This is a genomic window from Flavobacterium buctense, assembly GCF_014486695.1.
In the GTDB taxonomy this organism is placed as follows: domain Bacteria; phylum Bacteroidota; class Bacteroidia; order Flavobacteriales; family Flavobacteriaceae; genus Flavobacterium; species Flavobacterium buctense.
In genome coordinates, this window is sequence record NZ_JACTAB010000001.1 from 656,561 (window position 1) to 675,355 (window position 18,795).

An 18,795-nucleotide genomic window follows, 5' to 3' on the forward strand; every position below is an offset into this window, starting at 1 on the left:
ATAAACTTTGTAAACATATAAACAAAACTCTGCGAAGTGCTTATTTTGTTGACTTTGTAAAAATCAAGAGATAGAAATTTTTATAAACAAAGGCTGTTTATAAATTTATAAACCTCAATATTTTTATAAACAAACCTCCTTTTTAGGGTTAAGATTTATATTTTTTGATTTTTTGTCTTTTTTTAAAACAATCTTTAAAGTAGTTTTTTTTGTAAGAATTACTGTTTTTAAGTTGATTTGTTTTTAACAGTTAAATAAAAAGCAGAATGCAATATTTTTGGTTTTTAATTGAAAAAGTTTCAATCTTTATTTAATTATGATTAGAGTATTTTGAAATTAGAGGTATCTTATTTTGTAACTATCCAATATTTGAGTTTGCAAATGATGTAATATGGGTTTTGCAAAAGCTCAATTTATTAATCAAATAATATAAAACAAAGGATGGTATCCTTTTGTTTGTATGTTTTGCAATATTACTTTCTAGTATAATATTCAGCCTTTGCAAAACTCAAATACGAATTAACCTGAATTTAAAAACTGTTAGTAACAAATCAACTCTTACAATAATTACTACAATAAATATTGTTATTTTTGAAAGAATCAAAATAGAATCCCGAATATATGGCTGAGAACATTGCAAAACCTTTTTTAAAATGGGCTGGTGGTAAAAGTCAATTGATTAATGACATTAAAAGCGCCTTGCCTAAAGAATTTACCTCTCAAAAGTTCACCTATGTTGAGCCTTTTGTGGGGAGCGGTGCAGTATTGTTTTGGGTTTTGGAAAACTTTCCAAACGTCGAAAAAGCTATTATAAATGATATAAACGGTGACTTAACGAACACTTATAAAGTCATTGCAAGTAACCCTGAAAAACTTATTGCAATCTTAAATAACTTTCAAAATGAGTATTTTGGTTTTGAAAATGATGTAGATGGTAGGAAAGAATACTACATGAAACAGAGAGCGCTTTTTAACACTCGTTCTACTGACAAAGAAACTCAAGCCGGATTATTTATATTCTTAAATCGCACTTGTTTTAATGGATTGTTTAGAGTTAATAAGAGCAACCATTTTAATGTACCAATCGGCAGTTATATTAAGCCTACAATTTGCGATGCCGAAAACATCATGGCAGTAAGCAAGGTTTTGCAACGAGTGGAGATTTTAACCGGAGATTACAGAGATACTTTAATACATGCAGAACAACCGGCATTATTCTATTTTGATCCTCCTTACAAACCTTTGAGCAAAACATCAAGCTTTAACACTTACGCTAAAGATGAGTTTGGTGATAATGAACAAATTCAATTAAAAAACTTTTGCAAAATCTTAGATGGTTTAGGGCATTACTGGATTTTAAGTAATTCTGATGTTAAAGGAAAAGACATGACTGATGAGTTTTTTGATGACCTATATGAAGAATTCAATATTAGTAGAGTTTGGGCAAAAAGAAGCATCAATGCAAACCCCGAGAAAAGAGGTAAACTCACAGAATTATTAATCACTAATTATGCCTATGAACAAGCTTTGTCAATTGCTTAAAATTGAGAATGAAGATTTACTTTTTCAACAAATAACTTCTACTTTTAAAGATAAAGGAATCACACTTTGGGATTACTTTGTGAATTGGGAAAAAGTGCATAAGAACATTAAGCCTATTGAAAAAGAACTAAATCTTTTGAATGTTTTAATTGGCAAAGAAAACATAGAAAAAGAGGTTTACGACCTTATAAAAGAATATCCACAAGTCATTAAAGCATTTCCTTTTTTAATTGCATTTAGAAGCACTTCAGTTTCTATTTTAATTGATGAAACCAATTTCGTTTACAAAGACTACGATTTTAAACACCGTTTTATGACTGATGATGATTGCAAAGACCTAACGCTGTTTTTTATGCAATCGGGTTTAGGTAGTTTAATGCAAGATAAAAAAGTCAAAAATTTAGTTGATTATGTTACCGGTGTTGAAGTTGGTTTAGACAGTAACGGCAGAAAAAATCGTGGTGGTACTTTAATGGAAAACATAGTAGAGAAATTTGTTTCTCAAGCATGTACTGAATTAGGGTTAGAATACATGGCGCAAGCCAATGCAAAGAAGATAAAAGAACATTGGAATATTGATATTGTAGTGGATAAATCTTCTCGTAACCTTGATTTTGCAATCCATAAAAATGGCAAATTATATTTTATTGAATGCAATTTCTACGGAGGCGGTGGTTCAAAACTAAAATCGACTGCTACTGAATATGTAAATATGAATGCCTATTGGAACGCACAAGACATTACTTTTATTTGGGTGACTGATGGTGCCGGTTGGAAATCAACACTAAAGCCATTAAGAGAGTATTTTGATAAAGCGGATTATTTGTTGAATTTAGAAATTTTAAAAAATAATGGATTGGAGACAATACTTAAGTAACTTGTTGGATTTTTTAGAAAATCTCTGGAGAGCTTTAAAGCATTCATTTAAAAGTATTTTTTTTACTTTAGTTGGTAATTTTTTCCCAATATATTTTGGCGGTTTCCTTTTGTATTTTCTTAAAAAGAATTTTGCTCTAAATGAAATTTTAAAGCCTGATACTTATATCGTATATTCAGCTGGCTTTATCGTTACTTCAATATTTTTATGGTATAAAAATCAAGCTAGAAAATCGTATGTTGTTTTGTTATTGTTTTTTTTACTTTTTATGTCAATTTGTGGATTATTTGTATTGTCATATTTAGATAATATAGAGAATAAAGCATTTTATATTGAATTGTGTGAGTACGTCTGTTATCTAACAATATTGATTTACATATACCAAGAGGTAAAGAATTCTTATTATGAAGTCAATAACAATTTTCAAGATAATAGAAATGATGCCTATGAAAACTTAAGAAATAATTTTAGACCATAATAATTAAGCAAATGAGAGATAATAACTGGATAGAGATTAATTGTTTAGAAATAGAGCAACCTATAGGTGTTTTTTACGTTGGTAAAATAAGTTGGCAGGATTTATTAGAAATTTCATATTCTGAAAAAAGACGAATAATTGATGAAGGTAAAAATAGTGAAACTAGTTATTTTGGAATTCAAAGAGAACTTTCAGATAAAAGATTAAAGGAAATATCTCATTATGTAACATATAAGGATGCGACATTTCCATCAAGTGTCGTTTTAGCTATTCCCTCTGTTACTAGAATTGATGATGAAAATGATATTGTTAATGTTGAATTTGACAAAAGCAATAATAAATTAAAGATAAGAAAGGATAATAAAATTGCTCATATCATTGACGGCCAGCATAGAATTTTCGGTTTGGAAAAATACAAGATTGATAACCCTTTATTAGCATCAACATTAAATTTTGAGCTTTTGGTTTCTATTTTTGTTGATATTGATGATGATAACCAATCTATGATTTTTGCAACAATAAATAAAGCTCAAACTAAGGTTAATAAATCTTTAGTTTATGATTTATTCGAATTAGCGAAAACTAAAAGTCCCCAAAGAACTGCTCACAACATTGTTAAATTGCTTGACGAAGAAATTAATAGCCCATTAAGAGGAATGATTAATAGACTAGGAAAAGCAAATGATCCTTTAAGAGAAACTATTACACAGGCTACATTAGCAGAGAGTTTTATGAAATATATATCTCAAAATCCGATGAAAGATAGAGATATTTTAAAAAGAGGTAAAAAGCTTGAAAGAGTTGATGAAAGAGAACTTAAAATAAGATTTTTCAGAAATTGGTTTATTGAAAACGAAGATGATAAGATAGCAAAAGTAATTTGGAATTATTTTTCAGCAATAAAAAGGCATTGGCCATTATCATGGGGTACTTCGATATTAACAAAATCTACTGGGATTATTGCTTTTATTAAGTTTTTATCTCCAATTATTAATAAAATCGGCACTAATAAAGTTATTACTGAAGATGAGTTTTATGAAATAATTTCCAAAATTGAAATAAATGATGGTTCAGGAATAGAAAGTGATTTTAACACAAAAAGGTATATTCCGGGAGCCAAAGGTCAATCAGATTTGTATAAAGAATTAATGATTAAATCAGGATTGTCAAATTGATAAATGAATAATGAAACTTGTATTCATGGAGGTATTTCACCAGTAAGTTTATTAAAAGACTTGCATCATAGTCAAGCGGGTAGTGGTAGACATCGTTGTCCTACTTGTGCGTATGAACAAGGTTTTATTTTAGGCAGTAGCAAAAGATGGGTGTCGTATTCTGACTATTGTAAATCGATTATCGATAAAGAAACTTGTCAAAGCGGTAGTGTTGCACCGACTTCAATTTTAAAATATCTTGGTGAGAATCAAGGAGGAACCGGAAGGCACAAATGTACAAATTGTGCTTTTAAAGATGGTTTTGAAGTTGGGGTTTTGGAAAATAAAATCGAGAGTATAAAATTAGAATTATTTCCTAAACCTAAAAGTAAACTTACTACTAAAAGTAAATCATTTAAACCTTTTAAAGGTGTTGACTTTATTAAAAAGGAAATAGAAAATAAAAGATTAGGTTTGTTAGGTGAGTTGTTTGTTATAAAGCGAGAACGTGATTTTTTGATTCAAAATGAAAGGGAAGATTTAGCCGATTTAATAGAGCACTCATCAGAAGTCTTAGGCGATGGTTTAGGATATGATATATTATCTTATGAGTTGAATGGGGATGTTAAGCACATCGAAGTAAAAACAACAAGAAGTGAAATTAATAGACCATTTTATTTGACTAAAAATGAAATTGAATTTTCAAAATTAAATGAGAAAAGCTATCAATTATATCGTTTGTTCGATTTTGATACAAACTTAAACGTTGGTAAGTTTTATATAATCAAAGGAGACTTATATACCGAGTTGAATCTTGAAGCAATTCTATATTTAGCAATTCCTAAATAAATGCTTAAACCCTACTTCAAATCCAAAGACAAAAACTTCTACCTATTGCGAGGCGATACGATGAAGCTTTTACCACAGTTTGAGCATAAGTTTGACATGGTTTTTGCCGATCCGCCTTATTTTCTTTCGAATAACGGCTTATCTATTCAAAGTGGTCAGATTGTATCGGTCAATAAAGGAAAGTGGGATAAATCAGAGGGATTTGACTATATCAATGATTTTAACCGTAATTGGTTAAAGTTAGTGCGTGATAAACTAAAAGACAACGGCACCATTTGGATAAGTGGTACCTATCACAATATTTTTTCCATTGGGCAACTTTTGCAAGAGTTAGATTTTAAAATCCTTAATGTAATTACTTGGGAAAAGAATAATCCACCCCCTAATTTTTCTTGTCGGTTCTTCACTCATTCTGCTGAGTTAATCATTTGGGCACGAAAAAAGGAGAAAGTACCACATTACTACAATTACGATTTAATGAAGCAACTAAACGGTAACAAACAAATGAAAGATGTTTGGAAACTTCCGGCAATTGCTCGTTGGGAAAAGTCATGTGGTAAACATCCAACGCAAAAGCCGTTATCTGTATTAACTCGTATCATTTTAGCATCCACCAAACCCAATGCATGGATTTTAGATCCGTTTGCCGGTAGTTCTACAACTGGCATAGCTGCTAACCTTGCAAACCGAAGATATTTAGGCATTGATTTAGAAAAAGAGTTTCTTGAAATAAGTAAAAACAGAAAACTTGAAATTGAAAATCCAACAATTGCAGAAAGTTACAGACAAAAGATAAACGGTTTTAACGACAAAAAAGAGTTGTCTTTATTTTTGGCAAAAGAACCAACAGAAGATTATAGTTTAGATTTAGTGTTATGAGTTTACCAAATATGAATTCGAGAGGCAAAACACCAATTGCAATTTTTCCAGTAAATGGGAAGTATGTACTGGCTGTTTATCAGGGGAACTTATCTAAATTCGATTTACTTTTAAAATACAGAGAGAGGGATTCAAAAGCTAAATCCGGTTGGTCAAGAGTTAGAACACCAAAACATATTCATTGGGCTGTAGATATTTTATTAAAAATGCAAGAGAATGAAAAAGACACCAAAAAATTTCTTGATTTTTTAATTAACTCATGGACAACCTCTATCAAGTCAATAAAGTCTGAACAAGAAAGAGATGTGCTTCTTGATGTTAGAACATTACTAACTGAAGTAGATAAAGAAGCTTTAAACTATGTTTCATTGGCTAATAAGGGTGAATACAGCGTAAAGTTTCTGATTTTAATTGCGAAACTTTTAATGGTTCAAGAAAAAACTAATATGGAAACCGCTTTCATGTTTAAGAATTTATTAGACGCTTTGAGAAAAGGAGAAGACATTTTTAAAATAGTATCTATCGCAACTCATAGATAATTAGTGTCAGTTATTTTTTTTGTTTAATTTAGCTAATGTTTATAAATTTTTTATAAACACTTTTTTTTGTAAACAAATTTATAAACATCCTTGAAGCCCCTATTTTATTGACTTTTATTTAATTGTTTATAAAGTTTATAAATTTTTTATATAAAATAGAATAAAGGAGAAAATAAATAAAATGTAATTACATTATTGTTGTTGAGAAACCTTATTTAAGAACGGTTTTTACAATTTAATAGTAACTTCTCAAATAATAAATAACTTGTTACTGTTGCAATCGCTTTATTTTAGCGGTTTTACGTTACTGACTCTGTGTCAAATTTGTGTCAAATTAATATAAAATATTATGTTTTTCAAAACCGTAAGTAATTGATAATCAATAATTAAAAAAACACAGAAAATTGGGCATAAAATCCCATCCTCTCTGCGATAAAACCGAAGCATAGCTTCGGTTTTCTTTTATATGAAAAAAATGGAAAGTTCACTTTCTAATTTTTTTTCATATAAAAGAAAACAGCCTTTGCCAAAGGCTAGGTTTTCATCGCCCAAGACTCCCCAAAGGGATCACCGCAGGTAATCACTTTAAGTTATCGATTGTTTATTCAATTGAAAAAACGTACATTCGCTTATAGGATTTCAGACCTTAAATTTATGCGTATCAAACTCCTCATTTCGGTTTTTTTTATAACGCTGGGCAGTTTTGCTCAAGACGTCGCCAAAGATTTTGATGCTATTGATTCACTTTACCGTGAAGACCAATTTTACTTAAACATCACCTATAATACCCTGCAAAAACGTCCCGATGGGTTGAAACAAAATAAGCTTTCGACCGGTTTGGCTTTGGGGTTTTTACGTGATATGCCTTTAAACAAGAAGAGAACAGTAGCATTAGCTGCCGGAATTGGGTATTCATTGTCAATTTACAATCACAATATGGGTATTATTGATGTTAATAACGAAACAACTTATAGCATCTTAGATCCTGATAATATTACTTTTTCTAAAAATAAAATGTCCTTACACACGGTTGACTTACCGTTAGAATTCAGATGGAGAAATTCAACACCCGACAGCCATAAGTTTTGGAGAGTACACTTAGGAGTTAAATTGAGTTACCTTTTTTATGATCAATACAAGTTAGAATCTTCCCAAGGCAATGTCGGACAAACTAATCTACAAGACTTTAACGATTTTCATTACGGGATTTATTTGACTACCGGTTGGAATACTTGGAATCTTTATGCGTATTATGGTTTGAATCCATTATTTAAATCATCTGCAAAAATTGAAGGTCAGTCAATTGACATGAATACGGCCAACTTTGGTCTAATGTTTTACATTTTATAACCAAACGTAGAGCAATCCTATTTGGGGTAATGTGCCACATAAAAATCCTATCAACAATTCTTTATTGGTATGCGCTTTCATCACTAGCCTTGAGGAAGCAACCAATCCATTTAGTATGATAAAAACGGCTACCAGATTGATGGTGTTGATTTCGTTTTTCAGGCTTAATCCAATAATAAAAACAGTCAAAGCACTAATGCCAATCATATGAATACTGGCTTTAATTTTGGCATACAACAGCAGAAAAGCAAAAATAGCACTGATGATTCCGCCCAAAAAGAAAAAGTATAAAGAAGGAAACCGATCTACGGTAATGCTTTTTTGAATCAATATAGAGAGTAAAACAATATGCAGTAACAAGGGAATTTTGCGGTGTGAAATGTCTGAGAGCATGATGGAATCAATCTTTCCAAAGGTTCTAAGCAAGTAGAAGAAAGCAATCGGCAGCAAAAAAGTAATGATGATAATTTGCAAAAACAAGATTAAATATTGCGCCAGAGTAAAGTAATGTCCTTCCAATAATACATAAAAAATAGTTCCTAATAACGGAACGAAAATAGGATGGAAGGCATACGAGAAAAAGGGAAGGAATTTTTTCAAAGTGATTTGGTTTTAAATCTTCTTCCTCATCCTAGCTACCGGAATATCAAGTAATTCTCTGTACTTAGCAATCGTTCTTCGCGCAATCGGATAGCCTTTTTCTTTTAGAATATCAGCCAATTGATCATCCGGAAGCGGTTTTGATTTGTCTTCTTCCTCGATAACGGTTTTCAATATTTTTTTAATTTCAAGGGTAGAAACATCTTCGCCTTGATCGTTTTTCATCGCTTCCGAGAAGAATTCCTTAATCAATTTCGTGCCATAAGGCGTATCGACATATTTGCTGTTCGCTACACGAGAAACGGTAGAAATATCCAAACCAACCATATCCGCGATGTCTTTTAGAATCATCGGTTTCAGTTTGGTTTCTTCGCCGTCTAAGAAATATTCCTGTTGGAAATGCATAATCGCATTCATCGTCACAAAAAGCGTTTCCTGACGTTGTCGAATCGCATCAATAAACCATTTCGCCGAATCCAATTTTTGTTTGATAAATTGCACCGCATCTTTTTGCGAATGTGATTTGTCACGCGAGTCTTTATACGTTTGTAACATTTCCTGATAATCTTTGGAAACGTGTAATGTTGGTGCATTTCTGCCGTTTAAAGTCAGTTCCAATTCGCCGTCAACAATTCGGATAGCGAAGTCGGGCACAATTTGTTCTACGACACGACTACTGCTGTCAAAAGAACCGCCCGGTTTTGGGTTGAGTTTTTCGATTTCCTCAATGGCTTTTTTCAAGCGTTCTTGGGTAATCTCGTATTTTTGGAGTAACTTTTCGTAGTGTTTTTTGGTAAACGCATCAAATTGGTTTTCGAGGATGTCAATCGCCAATTCGACGTATTCCGTAGGCGTTTTGTGTTTCAATTGCAACAACAAACATTCTTGCAAGTCACGCGCACCAACACCTGAAGGTTCTAATTCGTGGATGATTTGCAATATTTTTTCAACGACTTTCTCATCGGTATAAATCCCTTGGGTAAATGCCATATCATCAACCATATCCGGAATACTTCTGCGCAAATAACCGTCATCGTCTATGCTTCCAACCAAGAACTCGGCAATTTCACGTTGCTCATCCGACAAGATAAAAGTATTCAACTGATTGATTAAATCTTGGTGAAAACTAACCGGTGCTGCAAAAGGCATTTCACGGTCATCGTCATCATCACTATAATTGTTGGATTGTAATTTATACTCTGGCGTTTCGTCGTCGCTTAGATATTCATCGATGTTGATTTCAGTGTCGATGTTCTCGCTGCCTTCATAATCATCATAGTCGTCTTCATTGTTGTCAAATTCATCCTTCTCATACAATTCTTCTTCATCTTTACCACTTTCCAAAGCAGGATTTTCCACCATTTCCTCTTTCAGCCTTTGTTCAAAAGCCTGCGTAGGCAATTGAATTAACTTCATCAGCTGGATTTGCTGTGGAGATAATTTTTGAGAGAGTTTTAGATTTAGAAATTGTTTTAACATAAAAAAGGTGCTGAGGTACTAAGGCACTAAGGCACTGAGTCTACTCATATTAACGGATTAATTTTATTTTCAAACCTTAGAACCTTAGTGCCTTAGCACCTTAGTCCCTTTTTCTAAAATTCTGCATTCTGTGGCGTTCTCGGAAAAGGAATTACGTCTCTAATATTGGTCATTCCCGTTACGAAAAGCACCAATCTTTCAAATCCTAATCCGAATCCTGAATGGACAGCCGAACCAAATCGGCGTGTATCTAAATACCACCATAATTCTTCTTCGTCAATGCCAATGGCTTTCATTTTTTCAACCAAAACATCGTAACGCTCTTCTCTTTGCGAACCACCAACGATTTCACCTATTCCCGGGAATAAGATATCCATCGCGCGAACGGTTTCTTTGCCCGGTTCTGTATTGTCATTCAAACGCATGTAAAACGCTTTAATTTTCGCCGGATAGTCGAATAATATCACCGGACATTTAAAGTGTTTTTCTACTAAGAAACGCTCGTGCTCACTTTGTAAATCTGCACCCCATTCTTCGATTAGGTATTGGAATTTCTTCTTTTTATTTGGTGTAGAATCTCTTAAAATAGCAATCGCTTCGGTGTAAGATACGCGTTTAAAGTCATTGTTCAACACAAAGTTCAATTTCTCTAACAAAGCCATTTCGCTGCGTTCCGCTTGAGGCTTTTGTTTTTCTTCGTCTAACAATCGGCCTTCTAAGAATTTCAAATCATCGGCACATTTATCAACCGTATATTTAATCACATACTTGATAAAATCTTCGGCCAAATCCATGTTGTCGGTCAAGTCATTGAACGCTACTTCAGGCTCAATCATCCAAAATTCCGCTAAGTGACGAGAAGTATTTGAATTTTCCGCACGAAACGTTGGTCCGAAAGTATAAATCTGACCCAAAGCCATGGCAAATGTTTCGCCTTCCAATTGACCTGAAACAGTAAGATTGGTATGTTTTCCAAAGAAATCTTTTTTGTAATCGATGTTGCCTTCTTCGTTTTTAGGCAAATTGTCTAAAGGCAAGGATGTTACTTGGAACATTTCGCCTGCGCCTTCCGCATCGGCTCCCGTAATTACCGGCGTATTGACATAGAAAAATCCTTTTTCCTGAAAATAAGAATGCACCGCAAAGGACAATACCGAACGCACACGCATAATCGCTCCGAACGCATTGGTACGAACTCTTAAATGTGCATTTTCTCTAAGGAATTCCAAAGAGTGTTTCTTAGGTTGCATTGGGAATTTTTCCGCGTCGCAATCGCCTAAAATTTCCAATTGGGCAACTTGGATTTCATATTTTTGTCCGGCACCTTGGCTTTCCACCAATTTTCCGGTCAAAGCCACAGCAGTTCCGGTATTGATTCTTTTCAAAGTTTCTTCCGGTGTGTTTTCAAAATCGACTACACACTGCAAGTTATGAATAGTTGAACCATCGTTCAACGCGATAAATTGATTGTTTCTAAAAGTTCTTACCCAACCTTTTACGGTTACTTCATAGTTCGTTTGCTCGCTGCTTAGTAAGTCTTTTACTTTTGAATGTTTCATTTCAATATCAGATATTAAATTGTAAATATTTAGATGGTCTATAATCTAAACGCAAATATAAATTATTTATTGTTTTTTTCTAACTCATCAATCTCTTCGTCGGTATGTTCCAAGATATCGATGGTTGGTTCGGGTAATTCTTGTTGGTTGGCCAATGTTTTGTTCAACGTCAATACTAATGATGGTAACAAAACCAAATTCGATAACATACCAAAACATAATGTCAAAGCCACTAATCCGCCCAAAGCCACTGTTCCGCCAAAACTTGATAACATAAATACCGAAAATCCGAAGAATAAAATAATAGAAGTATAAAACATACTCGTTCCGGCATCGTCAAATGTCGCGAAAACGGATTTTTTAATTCTCCAATCGTTTCGCGACAATTCCAATCGGTACTGCGCTAAGAAACGCAAAGTGTCATCAACCGACATTCCGAAAGCGATTCCGAATACTAATAAAGTCGATGGTTTTAAAGGAATGCCCAAAAAGCCCATCAATCCTGCCGTCATCAGTAATGGCAATAAATTCGGAATAATCGAAACCAACACCATTTTGAACGAACGGAACATTATCGCTACCAATCCGCCAGTTAGGAAGAAGGCAAACAATAACGAAGAAAGTAAGTTGTCCAGCAAATATTTGGTTCCTTTTTGGAACACCGAAGGCTTTCCGGTGATGATGACTTCATATCGTTCCGAAGGGAAAAGTTTGTCTACTTTATTGCGAATATGCGCTTCGATAGCTTCCATTCTTTCGCCGTTTTCATCTTTGATAAAAGTGGTCATTCTCGCCACACTTCCATCCGAAGAAATATAACTTTTCAGCTGATTGTCTTTAGAATTTTTCAGCGAATTTTTGATATACGGCAATAAAAACATTTCCTCATTAGGCGAAGGCAAAGTGTAAAAATCAGGATTGCCGTTATAGTAAGCTTGGTTAAAACTTTTGGCAATATTGACTATCGATAACGGTTTAGAAAGCTCCGGAATATCGGTTATGGTTTGTTCCAAATCTTCCATTCTTCTCAAATTGGTGAGTTTCATGGCGCCGTTTTTCTTTTTGGTATCAATCATGATTTCCAAAGGCATCACGCCGTCAAACTCTTTTTCGAAGAAGCGAATGTCATCGTAAAAAGCTGTGTTTTTTGGCATGTCTTCAATGATACTGCCAGAAACTTTTATTTTTCCGATGCCCACAATACCAAAAACCAACAAACAAATTGCCGTGATATAAACGCCAATTCGATTGTATTTTACTGTGTTTACAATCCATTTTAAAAATTTCGTCAGTGATTCTCGTTCCAAATGCCCTAAATGTCTAGGAATCGGAGATGGAATGTAACTGAAGAATATCGGAATCAACAACAAACTCAAAGTGTAAATTGCCAAGATGTTGATAGTCGTTACCACGCCAAATTCTCTCAACAACACATTATTCGTAGCAATAAATGTCGCAAAACCAACCGCTGTCGTGATATTGGTCATTAAAGTCGCCGTTCCGGTTTTGGTGATTACGCGCTGTAAAGCTTTGGCTTTGTTAGCATGTTTGTGGTATTCCTGATGGTATTTATTGATGAAGAAAATGCAATTCGGGATACCAATTACGATGACTAAAGTTGGTACTAATGCCGTTAAAACCGTGATTTCATAACCCAAAGCGCCCATAATGCCGAATGACCACATTACACCGATAATCACTACGATTAACGAAATTAAAGTCGCGCGGAACGATCGGAAAAAATAGAAGAAAATGAGTGAAGTAATCAATAAAGCGGCACCAATAAACAAACCAATTTCGTCAATAATAGTCTTCGCATTCAGCGTTCGGATATAAGGCATACCTGAAGTGTGAAGTTCAACGTTTGTTGCCTTTTTAAACTTGTCAATCGCCGGAATTAAGTCGTTTAAAACGTAGTCTTTTCGGGCTTTGGTGTTGACAATTTTTTTATCTAAATAAATGGCTGAGCGAATTGCACCGGTTTTTTTATTGAACAATAAACCTTCATAGAAAGGCAATTTGGTGAATAATTCGGTTTGAATTTGCTTCAAATAGTGTTCGTCTTGCACTTTACTTTCATCCACCAAAGGTTTCAATTCGAAAGTTTCTAAGGAATCATTTTTGGTAAGTTTTTGCAAATTATCTACCGAAACCACTAAAGTAACTTCTTTATGCGATTTGATTTCGGTCATCAATTCGTTCCAAGCTTTGTATACTTTTGGGGTAAATAATTTTTTGTCTTTAGTAGCAATGACAATCAGATTGCCTTCTTCGCCAAAGTGATTTAGGAATTTATTGTAGTCAACATTTACTTTGTCATCGGCCGGAATTAAGTTGGCTTCGGTTTGGGTAAATCGGATGTTTTTCCATTGAAAAGCCAACAAAACTGTAATTAAGAGGATACAACCTAAAATAACAATTCTATTTCTCAGGATTATTCGGGCGATTAATTCCCAAAAACCAATACCTAACAACTTTTTCATAAAACCTAAAATGGGTTGCAAAGGTAATCAAAACGGTAAAATTTTTAGGCTGATTAATGCAAAGATTTGCTTAATTTAACCTCAATTTACGCCTGAAGCAATGGGATGGTTTTAAATAATTGTTATCAGCTGAAAAAAATCATAAAAAACAGCCGACTTTTTAGCATCTTTGTAAGGATAATTACAGCACAATTGAATGAGAAATTTAAAAAACACTTTGTTTTATTTATTCGTAACCGGTGGCTTTGGTTACTTGATGTACTGGATTATTGGACAAGGGAAACTACTTGAAGTAGGTAGAAAAATTGTTTCTCCTTCTTCAAATGATACCGAATGGATTCAGTTTTTATCTTCACTATTTCATAATTTACAACATCCGTTGGCGTTGTTGCTTTTCCAGATAATTACCATTGTTTTAGTCGCCAGAATTTTTGGTTGGATTTTCAGAAAGGTTGGCCAGCCGTCTGTTATCGGTGAGATTATTGCCGGTATTGTGCTCGGACCTTCTTTATTCGGACTTTACTTTCCTGACATGAAAGAAGCTTTATTTCCGGTGGCTTCCCTCGGAAATCTTCAAATGTTGAGTCAAGTAGGTTTAATCCTTTTCATGTTTGTCATCGGAATGGAATTGGATTTAAAAGTTTTGAAAAATAAAGCCAACGACGCTGTAGTGATTAGTCACGCCAGTATCGTGATTCCGTTTGCTTTAGGTATTGGGTTGTCTTATTTTATTTACCATCAGTTTGCCCCGGCAGGAGTCGAATTTTTAGCTTTTAGTTTGTTTATGGGAATCGCCATGAGTATTACGGCATTCCCGGTTTTAGCAAGAATTGTTCAGGAAAGAGGTATCCATAAAACCCGATTGGGTACAATTGTTATTACTTGTGCTGCCGCTGATGATATTACGGCTTGGTGTATTTTGGCCGTGGTTATTGCCATTGTAAAGGCGGGAAGTTTTGTGAGTTCATTATACGTAATTGCATTGGCGTTACTATATGTCTTGACCATGCTTTTTGTGGTAAAACCTTTTTTGAAACGCGTAGGGGATTTGTATGCCAAAAAAGATAATATTAAGAAATCGGTAGTAGCTATATTTTTTCTGACTTTAATTGTTTCGGCCTATGTTACAGAAGTCATTGGTATTCATGCTTTGTTTGGTGCTTTTATGATGGGTGCGATAATGCCGGATATCAGTAAGTTCAGAAATGTATTTATCGACAAGGTTGAAGATGTTTCGGTGATTTTATTGTTGCCATTGTTCTTTGTTTTTACCGGTTTGCGTACGGAAATCGGTTTGATTAATGAACCTTATTTGTGGAAAATTACAGGATATATTATTTTGGTAGCCGTTGTAGGTAAGTTTTTTGGAAGTGCATTGGCAGCTCGATTTGTAGGTCAGAGTTGGCGCGACAGTTTGACCATAGGCGCATTGATGAATACCCGTGGATTGATGGAATTGGTCGTGTTGAATATTGGTTACGAATTGGGTGTGCTTTCGCCGCAAGTCTTTACCATGATGGTGATTATGGCTTTGGTGACGACGTTTATGACCGGACCGGCTTTGGACATTATCAATTATATTTTCAAAACCAAAGACATTATCATTCCGTCTGAGGTAAAGAAGAATTCAAAGTTCAAAATCCTGATTTCTTTTGGTAACAATGAAAAAGGTAAATCGCTTTTACGCCTCGCTAATAGTTTGGTGAAAGGCCAACCCGAAGCCTCAAATGTTACCGCCATGCATTTGACCATGAGCGATGATATGCACGCTTACAACATTGAAGAATACGAAAAGGAAACTTTTGAACCGATAGTTAGAGAGTCTAAAAAACTCAACCAGGAAATTACTACTATTTTCAAAGCCACCGGAGATATCGAAACCGATATTGCCGATGTGGCCTTGGAAGGAAAATACGATTTGGTATTGGTAGGTTTAGGAAAGTCAATTTTTGAAGGAACGATTTTAGGAAAAGTACTTGGATTTACTTCTCGCATCATCAATCCAGATAGATTGTTAGACAAATTCAAAGGGAAAGAAGGCTTGTTTGAAAATTCTCCTTTTGACGAAAGAACGCGTTTGATTATCTCTAAAACCAAAACACCGCTTGGAATTTTAATCGATAAAGATTTACAACAAGTCAACAAAGTTTTCCTTGGTATTTACAGCGTTGGCGATGTTTTTCTAATAGATTATGCCCAAAAGCTAATGCAAAATAACAACGCACAAGTCACGATTCTAGACAATAACGATCACACTAAAAACAATTTTCTAATCCAGAATTCTTTAGAAGCTTTGGAGCAAAAGCACGGCGATAAGTTTGACGTTTTCCAACCCAAACAAATTACTAAACCGTTTTTAGTGGAACAGGATTTGGTGATTTTTAGTTTAGAAACTTGGAAACAATTAGTAGACGATGAGGTTTCTTGGTTACAAGATATTCCTTCGGTGTTGATTGTGAAGCCTTAGATTAAAACCCCAAATCCAATACAAAACTCAACTTAATCGCGATATTGTCTTCCAATCGCGGCAATTGGTTTGGCCCATAACGGTAAAATCCGGTCAAGCCGAAACCTTTGTAAATTTGGTTCAATTCGATACCTGATTCGAAGAAACCTTCGTTTAAAGTTTTGTATTCAATGCCAATATGGTTTTCAGGATTTTTTAAATCACCCCAAGCCATTCTGGTTACCAACACCAAAGAAGGCTTTACTTTTTTAAACAATTCCACGCGTTTGAAACCATGCTTGAGTTGGAACATCACAAACTCACTCGAGAAAAATTCATTGAAATACATCGTCTCAAAACTGTTTTTACCCGCAATGGTGATTCTTTGCAACAAGTTGTCTTTGGTCAAATTATTCGGCGAAGTATTATACAAATGGGTCAAAGGCAAATCGCCAAAAACATAACCGGCTTGAATTAAAACTGCTGATTTTTGTCCGTTCAGGTATTTTTTTTCATAGTCAATTCTGGCGTCAATTTTGCTGAATTCGAAGTCGTTGTTAAATAAATTTGACAATGATTTGGTGAACTGAAAAGTAAACTTAGGATAGCGTTTTTCAAATTCGATTTTGCCATTCGGCGTTTGCATATAATCGCTAAACGGATTCCACTGAATCGAAACCATGGCGGAAGTCATCGCAAATTTGCGGTATAATTTGTCTTCGTAAACAAAGGTGTAATCAAACAAAGGCGTAATATCGCTATGGGTAATTTGCCAAATACTTTCGGTTTTCGGGATGATTTTGGTTTCTATAAAAGCGCGCCAAGTTTGGTGGTTGTAAAATGTACTAATGTTAATCGGTCGCGGATCATAAAGCTTGAAAACTCTTTTGTCAATGGCAAAATTGGTACTCGCAATCTCCCGAACATCATCGGTAAACGAACCGCCAATCCAGGAGTTGGAGAAGTTTCCTAGGCGAACCGCTCCGCCCAAATGGTACTTGCTATCATCATCTTTTAAGCCATAAGCGCCGTAACCTTCTAAGCGAAATCTTTTGGAAAATTGCTCATTGGTTACGCCACCGATTCCGAAACGGAAACCTTCATAATTATTGTAGCTCAGCAAATAGCGCAAGTCAAAGTCAAACGGACCAAAAGGCACATAGCCATTGATGATTTTTCGGCCAAACTTGATTTTCTTTTCGATATTTTCTTTGGTCACCACACTGTCTAAAACCACATACGTCCTCTGACTGCGAAGGTCTAAACTGTCTTTTCGATTTTCACTCCAAAAAGTCTCGTCTTTGTTATTGGCATTAGGCTTGACATCAATTGCGATGGCAGATTTTTTGATTTTAAAATCGGAGTTGACTTTCAAATCATAGATTTCCATTTCCGAAGAAAGATAGGTGAAGTCAGAAGCATCTTTCTTAGCAGTGCTTTCATCATTTTCTGCGGCAAATTCTATTCGGCCACCTAAAATAGCGGTCGGTTCTTTGCTTTTCCCTTTGATGATTTTGAAATTTTTCTTGTTGGGAAACCAAAGTTGTTCTTCGGCTAAATAATTGAATTCATGAACGCCTGTGATATTGAGAACGCCGCGAATACGCATTATGGCTTTGGCGATGGCAAAGTTTTCTTTATCCACATAAAGCAATCCTTCTAAGCCTTTGCGGCTGATTTTGTTTTTGAAATAAATGACAATAACCTCACGATTGTTGATAGAAGTGCTGTCCAAAATTTTATAACGGTATTCTTTAAGGGCATTGTCAGCAATCGGGCTTTTGTATTTGGTTTCAAACAGTTCGTATTTGTCATCATACACCGAAGCCGATTGCAATCCGAATCCTAAAAGCTCATAAATGGGTTCTTTAAAACCGGCCATTTTGGTACCGATGATGGTTTCTTTAAGAATGGGTTTTTCAAATTGAAACTGAGAAACTTTCTCGGTTAAAAACAGGTGTTGCTTGGCAATTATTTTTTTGAATTTGTAATCGGAAGAATCTATTTTGGCAATCTTGTCTTTGGTTACAGCATCCACAAAAACGGTGTCAATTTTGCCCGAAATCGAATCAGGATTGGCACTTACCAATAGTTTGTTGTAGGTTTTGTACTGAAAGGTTTTGAGTTTTTTCTGCGGATTGTTGGCGTTCTTGCTTTGAATGACTTTAGCTATCATTGCATTGGCCGGATTTTCATTCGAAATTACTACTTCTTTCAGCTGGTCTGTTTTTGGCGAAAGCCAGATATTGAAAAAGTTTTTTTGCTCAAAAAGAGAAATCGTTTTGGAAGTATAACCTACGTATGAAATCGTTAAAGCTTCGGGTTGTAAAGGTAAAAGAAAGTTGAATTTCCCATCAACATCTGATATCGTGGCAGTGCCGTTTTCGGTAGTAATCGTGGCAAAAGGTAAGCCTTTTTTGGTTTCGGCATCTTTTACAATACCATTGACTTGAAATTGAGCCTGAAGCGACAGGGTAAAGAAAAAAAATAAAACTATCAGTTGCTTCATTTGGAATGGATTGGCACAAATCGCCTACAAAAATAGGAATAAAAAAATCCG

At 34.6% G+C, this 18,795-nt stretch carries 14 protein-coding genes; 9 read left to right on the plus strand and 5 right to left on the minus strand.

Going from position 1 to position 18,795, the window contains the following annotated elements; all coding sequences use genetic code 11:
- Positions 1-621 precede the first annotated feature (621 nt).
- The 8 genes from ICG50_RS02895 to ICG50_RS02930 all read left to right on the plus strand — a co-directional run bounded on the left by ICG50_RS02895 (position 622) and on the right by ICG50_RS02930 (position 7,668).
- Positions 622-1,542: a DNA adenine methylase gene (locus ICG50_RS02895; RefSeq protein ID WP_187659398.1), complete on the plus strand. Its 921-nt coding sequence runs from the start codon at positions 622-624 to the stop codon at positions 1,540-1,542.
- Positions 1,517-2,419 carry a type II restriction endonuclease gene (locus ICG50_RS02900; protein WP_187659399.1) on the plus strand — a complete coding sequence of 301 codons (903 nt, stop codon included), beginning with the start codon at positions 1,517-1,519 and terminating at the stop codon, positions 2,417-2,419. The genes ICG50_RS02895 and ICG50_RS02900 overlap by 26 nt, the downstream gene beginning before the upstream one ends.
- Positions 2,394-2,897: a hypothetical protein gene (locus ICG50_RS02905; RefSeq protein ID WP_187659400.1), complete on the plus strand. Its 504-nt coding sequence runs from the start codon at positions 2,394-2,396 to the stop codon at positions 2,895-2,897. The genes ICG50_RS02900 and ICG50_RS02905 overlap by 26 nt, the downstream gene beginning before the upstream one ends.
- Before the next feature lie 11 nt (positions 2,898-2,908).
- Positions 2,909-4,072: a DGQHR domain-containing protein gene (locus tag ICG50_RS02910; RefSeq protein ID WP_187659401.1), complete on the plus strand. Its 1,164-nt coding sequence runs from the start codon at positions 2,909-2,911 to the stop codon at positions 4,070-4,072.
- Positions 4,073-4,075: 3 nt separating this feature from the next.
- Complete coding sequence (locus ICG50_RS02915; RefSeq protein WP_187659402.1) at positions 4,076-4,900, plus strand: protein NO VEIN domain-containing protein; 825 nt, start codon at positions 4,076-4,078, stop codon at positions 4,898-4,900.
- Positions 4,901-5,779 carry a DNA-methyltransferase gene (locus ICG50_RS02920; protein ID WP_187659403.1) on the plus strand — a complete coding sequence of 293 codons (879 nt, stop codon included), beginning with the start codon at positions 4,901-4,903 and terminating at the stop codon, positions 5,777-5,779.
- A gap of 11 nt (positions 5,780-5,790) precedes the next feature.
- Positions 5,791-6,318, plus strand: a complete 528-nt coding sequence (locus tag ICG50_RS02925) for a hypothetical protein (RefSeq protein ID WP_187659404.1) — start codon at positions 5,791-5,793, stop codon at positions 6,316-6,318.
- A gap of 654 nt (positions 6,319-6,972) precedes the next feature.
- A complete protein-coding gene (locus tag ICG50_RS02930) occupies positions 6,973-7,668 on the plus strand; it encodes a porin family protein (RefSeq protein WP_187659405.1) in 696 nt (231 codons plus the stop codon).
- Here ICG50_RS02930 and ICG50_RS02935 read toward each other — a convergent pair.
- The 4 genes from ICG50_RS02935 to ICG50_RS02950 all read right to left on the minus strand — a co-directional run bounded on the left by ICG50_RS02935 (position 7,663) and on the right by ICG50_RS02950 (position 13,789).
- Positions 7,663-8,268, minus strand: coding sequence for a hypothetical protein (locus tag ICG50_RS02935; protein WP_187659406.1), 606 nt, complete (start codon positions 8,266-8,268; stop codon positions 7,663-7,665). The two genes, ICG50_RS02930 and ICG50_RS02935, sit on opposite strands and share 6 nt — an antisense overlap.
- A 12-nt stretch (positions 8,269-8,280) precedes the next feature.
- Positions 8,281-9,747, minus strand: a complete 1,467-nt coding sequence (rpoN, locus tag ICG50_RS02940; RefSeq protein WP_187659407.1) for an RNA polymerase factor sigma-54 — start codon at positions 9,745-9,747, stop codon at positions 8,281-8,283.
- A 113-nt stretch (positions 9,748-9,860) separates the two neighbouring features.
- A complete protein-coding gene (asnS, locus tag ICG50_RS02945; RefSeq protein ID WP_187659408.1) occupies positions 9,861-11,306 on the minus strand; it encodes an asparagine--tRNA ligase in 1,446 nt (481 codons plus the stop codon).
- 62 nt (positions 11,307-11,368) lie between these two features.
- Positions 11,369-13,789: an efflux RND transporter permease subunit gene (locus tag ICG50_RS02950; RefSeq protein ID WP_187659409.1), complete on the minus strand. Its 2,421-nt coding sequence runs from the start codon at positions 13,787-13,789 to the stop codon at positions 11,369-11,371.
- Positions 13,790-13,985: 196 nt separating this feature from the next.
- Between ICG50_RS02950 and ICG50_RS02955 the strand changes: the two genes are divergently transcribed.
- A complete protein-coding gene (locus tag ICG50_RS02955; protein ID WP_187659410.1) occupies positions 13,986-16,256 on the plus strand; it encodes a cation:proton antiporter domain-containing protein in 2,271 nt (756 codons plus the stop codon).
- A 1-nt stretch (position 16,257) separates the two neighbouring features.
- Here ICG50_RS02955 and ICG50_RS02960 read toward each other — a convergent pair whose 3' ends face one another.
- Positions 16,258-18,744 carry a DUF5686 family protein gene (locus ICG50_RS02960; RefSeq protein ID WP_187659411.1) on the minus strand — a complete coding sequence of 829 codons (2,487 nt, stop codon included), beginning with the start codon at positions 18,742-18,744 and terminating at the stop codon, positions 16,258-16,260.
- Positions 18,745-18,795 lie beyond the last annotated feature (51 nt).

Bases quoted from the DNA above. Each gene is read 5' to 3' on its own strand.
- ICG50_RS02895 (WP_187659398.1), top strand. From the start codon at position 622: ATGGCTGAGAACATTGCAAAACCTTTTTTAAAATGGGCTGGTGGTAAA.
- ICG50_RS02900 (WP_187659399.1), top strand. From the start codon at position 1,517: ATGAACAAGCTTTGTCAATTGCTTAAAATTGAGAATGAAGATTTACTT.
- ICG50_RS02905 (WP_187659400.1), top strand. From the start codon at position 2,394: ATGGATTGGAGACAATACTTAAGTAACTTGTTGGATTTTTTAGAAAAT.
- ICG50_RS02910 (WP_187659401.1), top strand. From the start codon at position 2,909: ATGAGAGATAATAACTGGATAGAGATTAATTGTTTAGAAATAGAGCAA.
- ICG50_RS02915 (WP_187659402.1), top strand. From the start codon at position 4,076: ATGAATAATGAAACTTGTATTCATGGAGGTATTTCACCAGTAAGTTTA.
- ICG50_RS02920 (WP_187659403.1), top strand. From the start codon at position 4,901: ATGCTTAAACCCTACTTCAAATCCAAAGACAAAAACTTCTACCTATTG.
- ICG50_RS02925 (WP_187659404.1), top strand. From the start codon at position 5,791: ATGAATTCGAGAGGCAAAACACCAATTGCAATTTTTCCAGTAAATGGG.
- ICG50_RS02930 (WP_187659405.1), top strand. From the start codon at position 6,973: ATGCGTATCAAACTCCTCATTTCGGTTTTTTTTATAACGCTGGGCAGT.
- rpoN (WP_187659407.1), bottom strand. From the start codon at position 9,747: ATGTTAAAACAATTTCTAAATCTAAAACTCTCTCAAAAATTATCTCCA.
- asnS (WP_187659408.1), bottom strand. From the start codon at position 11,306: ATGAAACATTCAAAAGTAAAAGACTTACTAAGCAGCGAGCAAACGAAC.
- ICG50_RS02950 (WP_187659409.1), bottom strand. From the start codon at position 13,789: ATGAAAAAGTTGTTAGGTATTGGTTTTTGGGAATTAATCGCCCGAATA.
- ICG50_RS02955 (WP_187659410.1), top strand. From the start codon at position 13,986: ATGAGAAATTTAAAAAACACTTTGTTTTATTTATTCGTAACCGGTGGC.
- ICG50_RS02960 (WP_187659411.1), bottom strand. From the start codon at position 18,744: ATGAAGCAACTGATAGTTTTATTTTTTTTCTTTACCCTGTCGCTTCAG.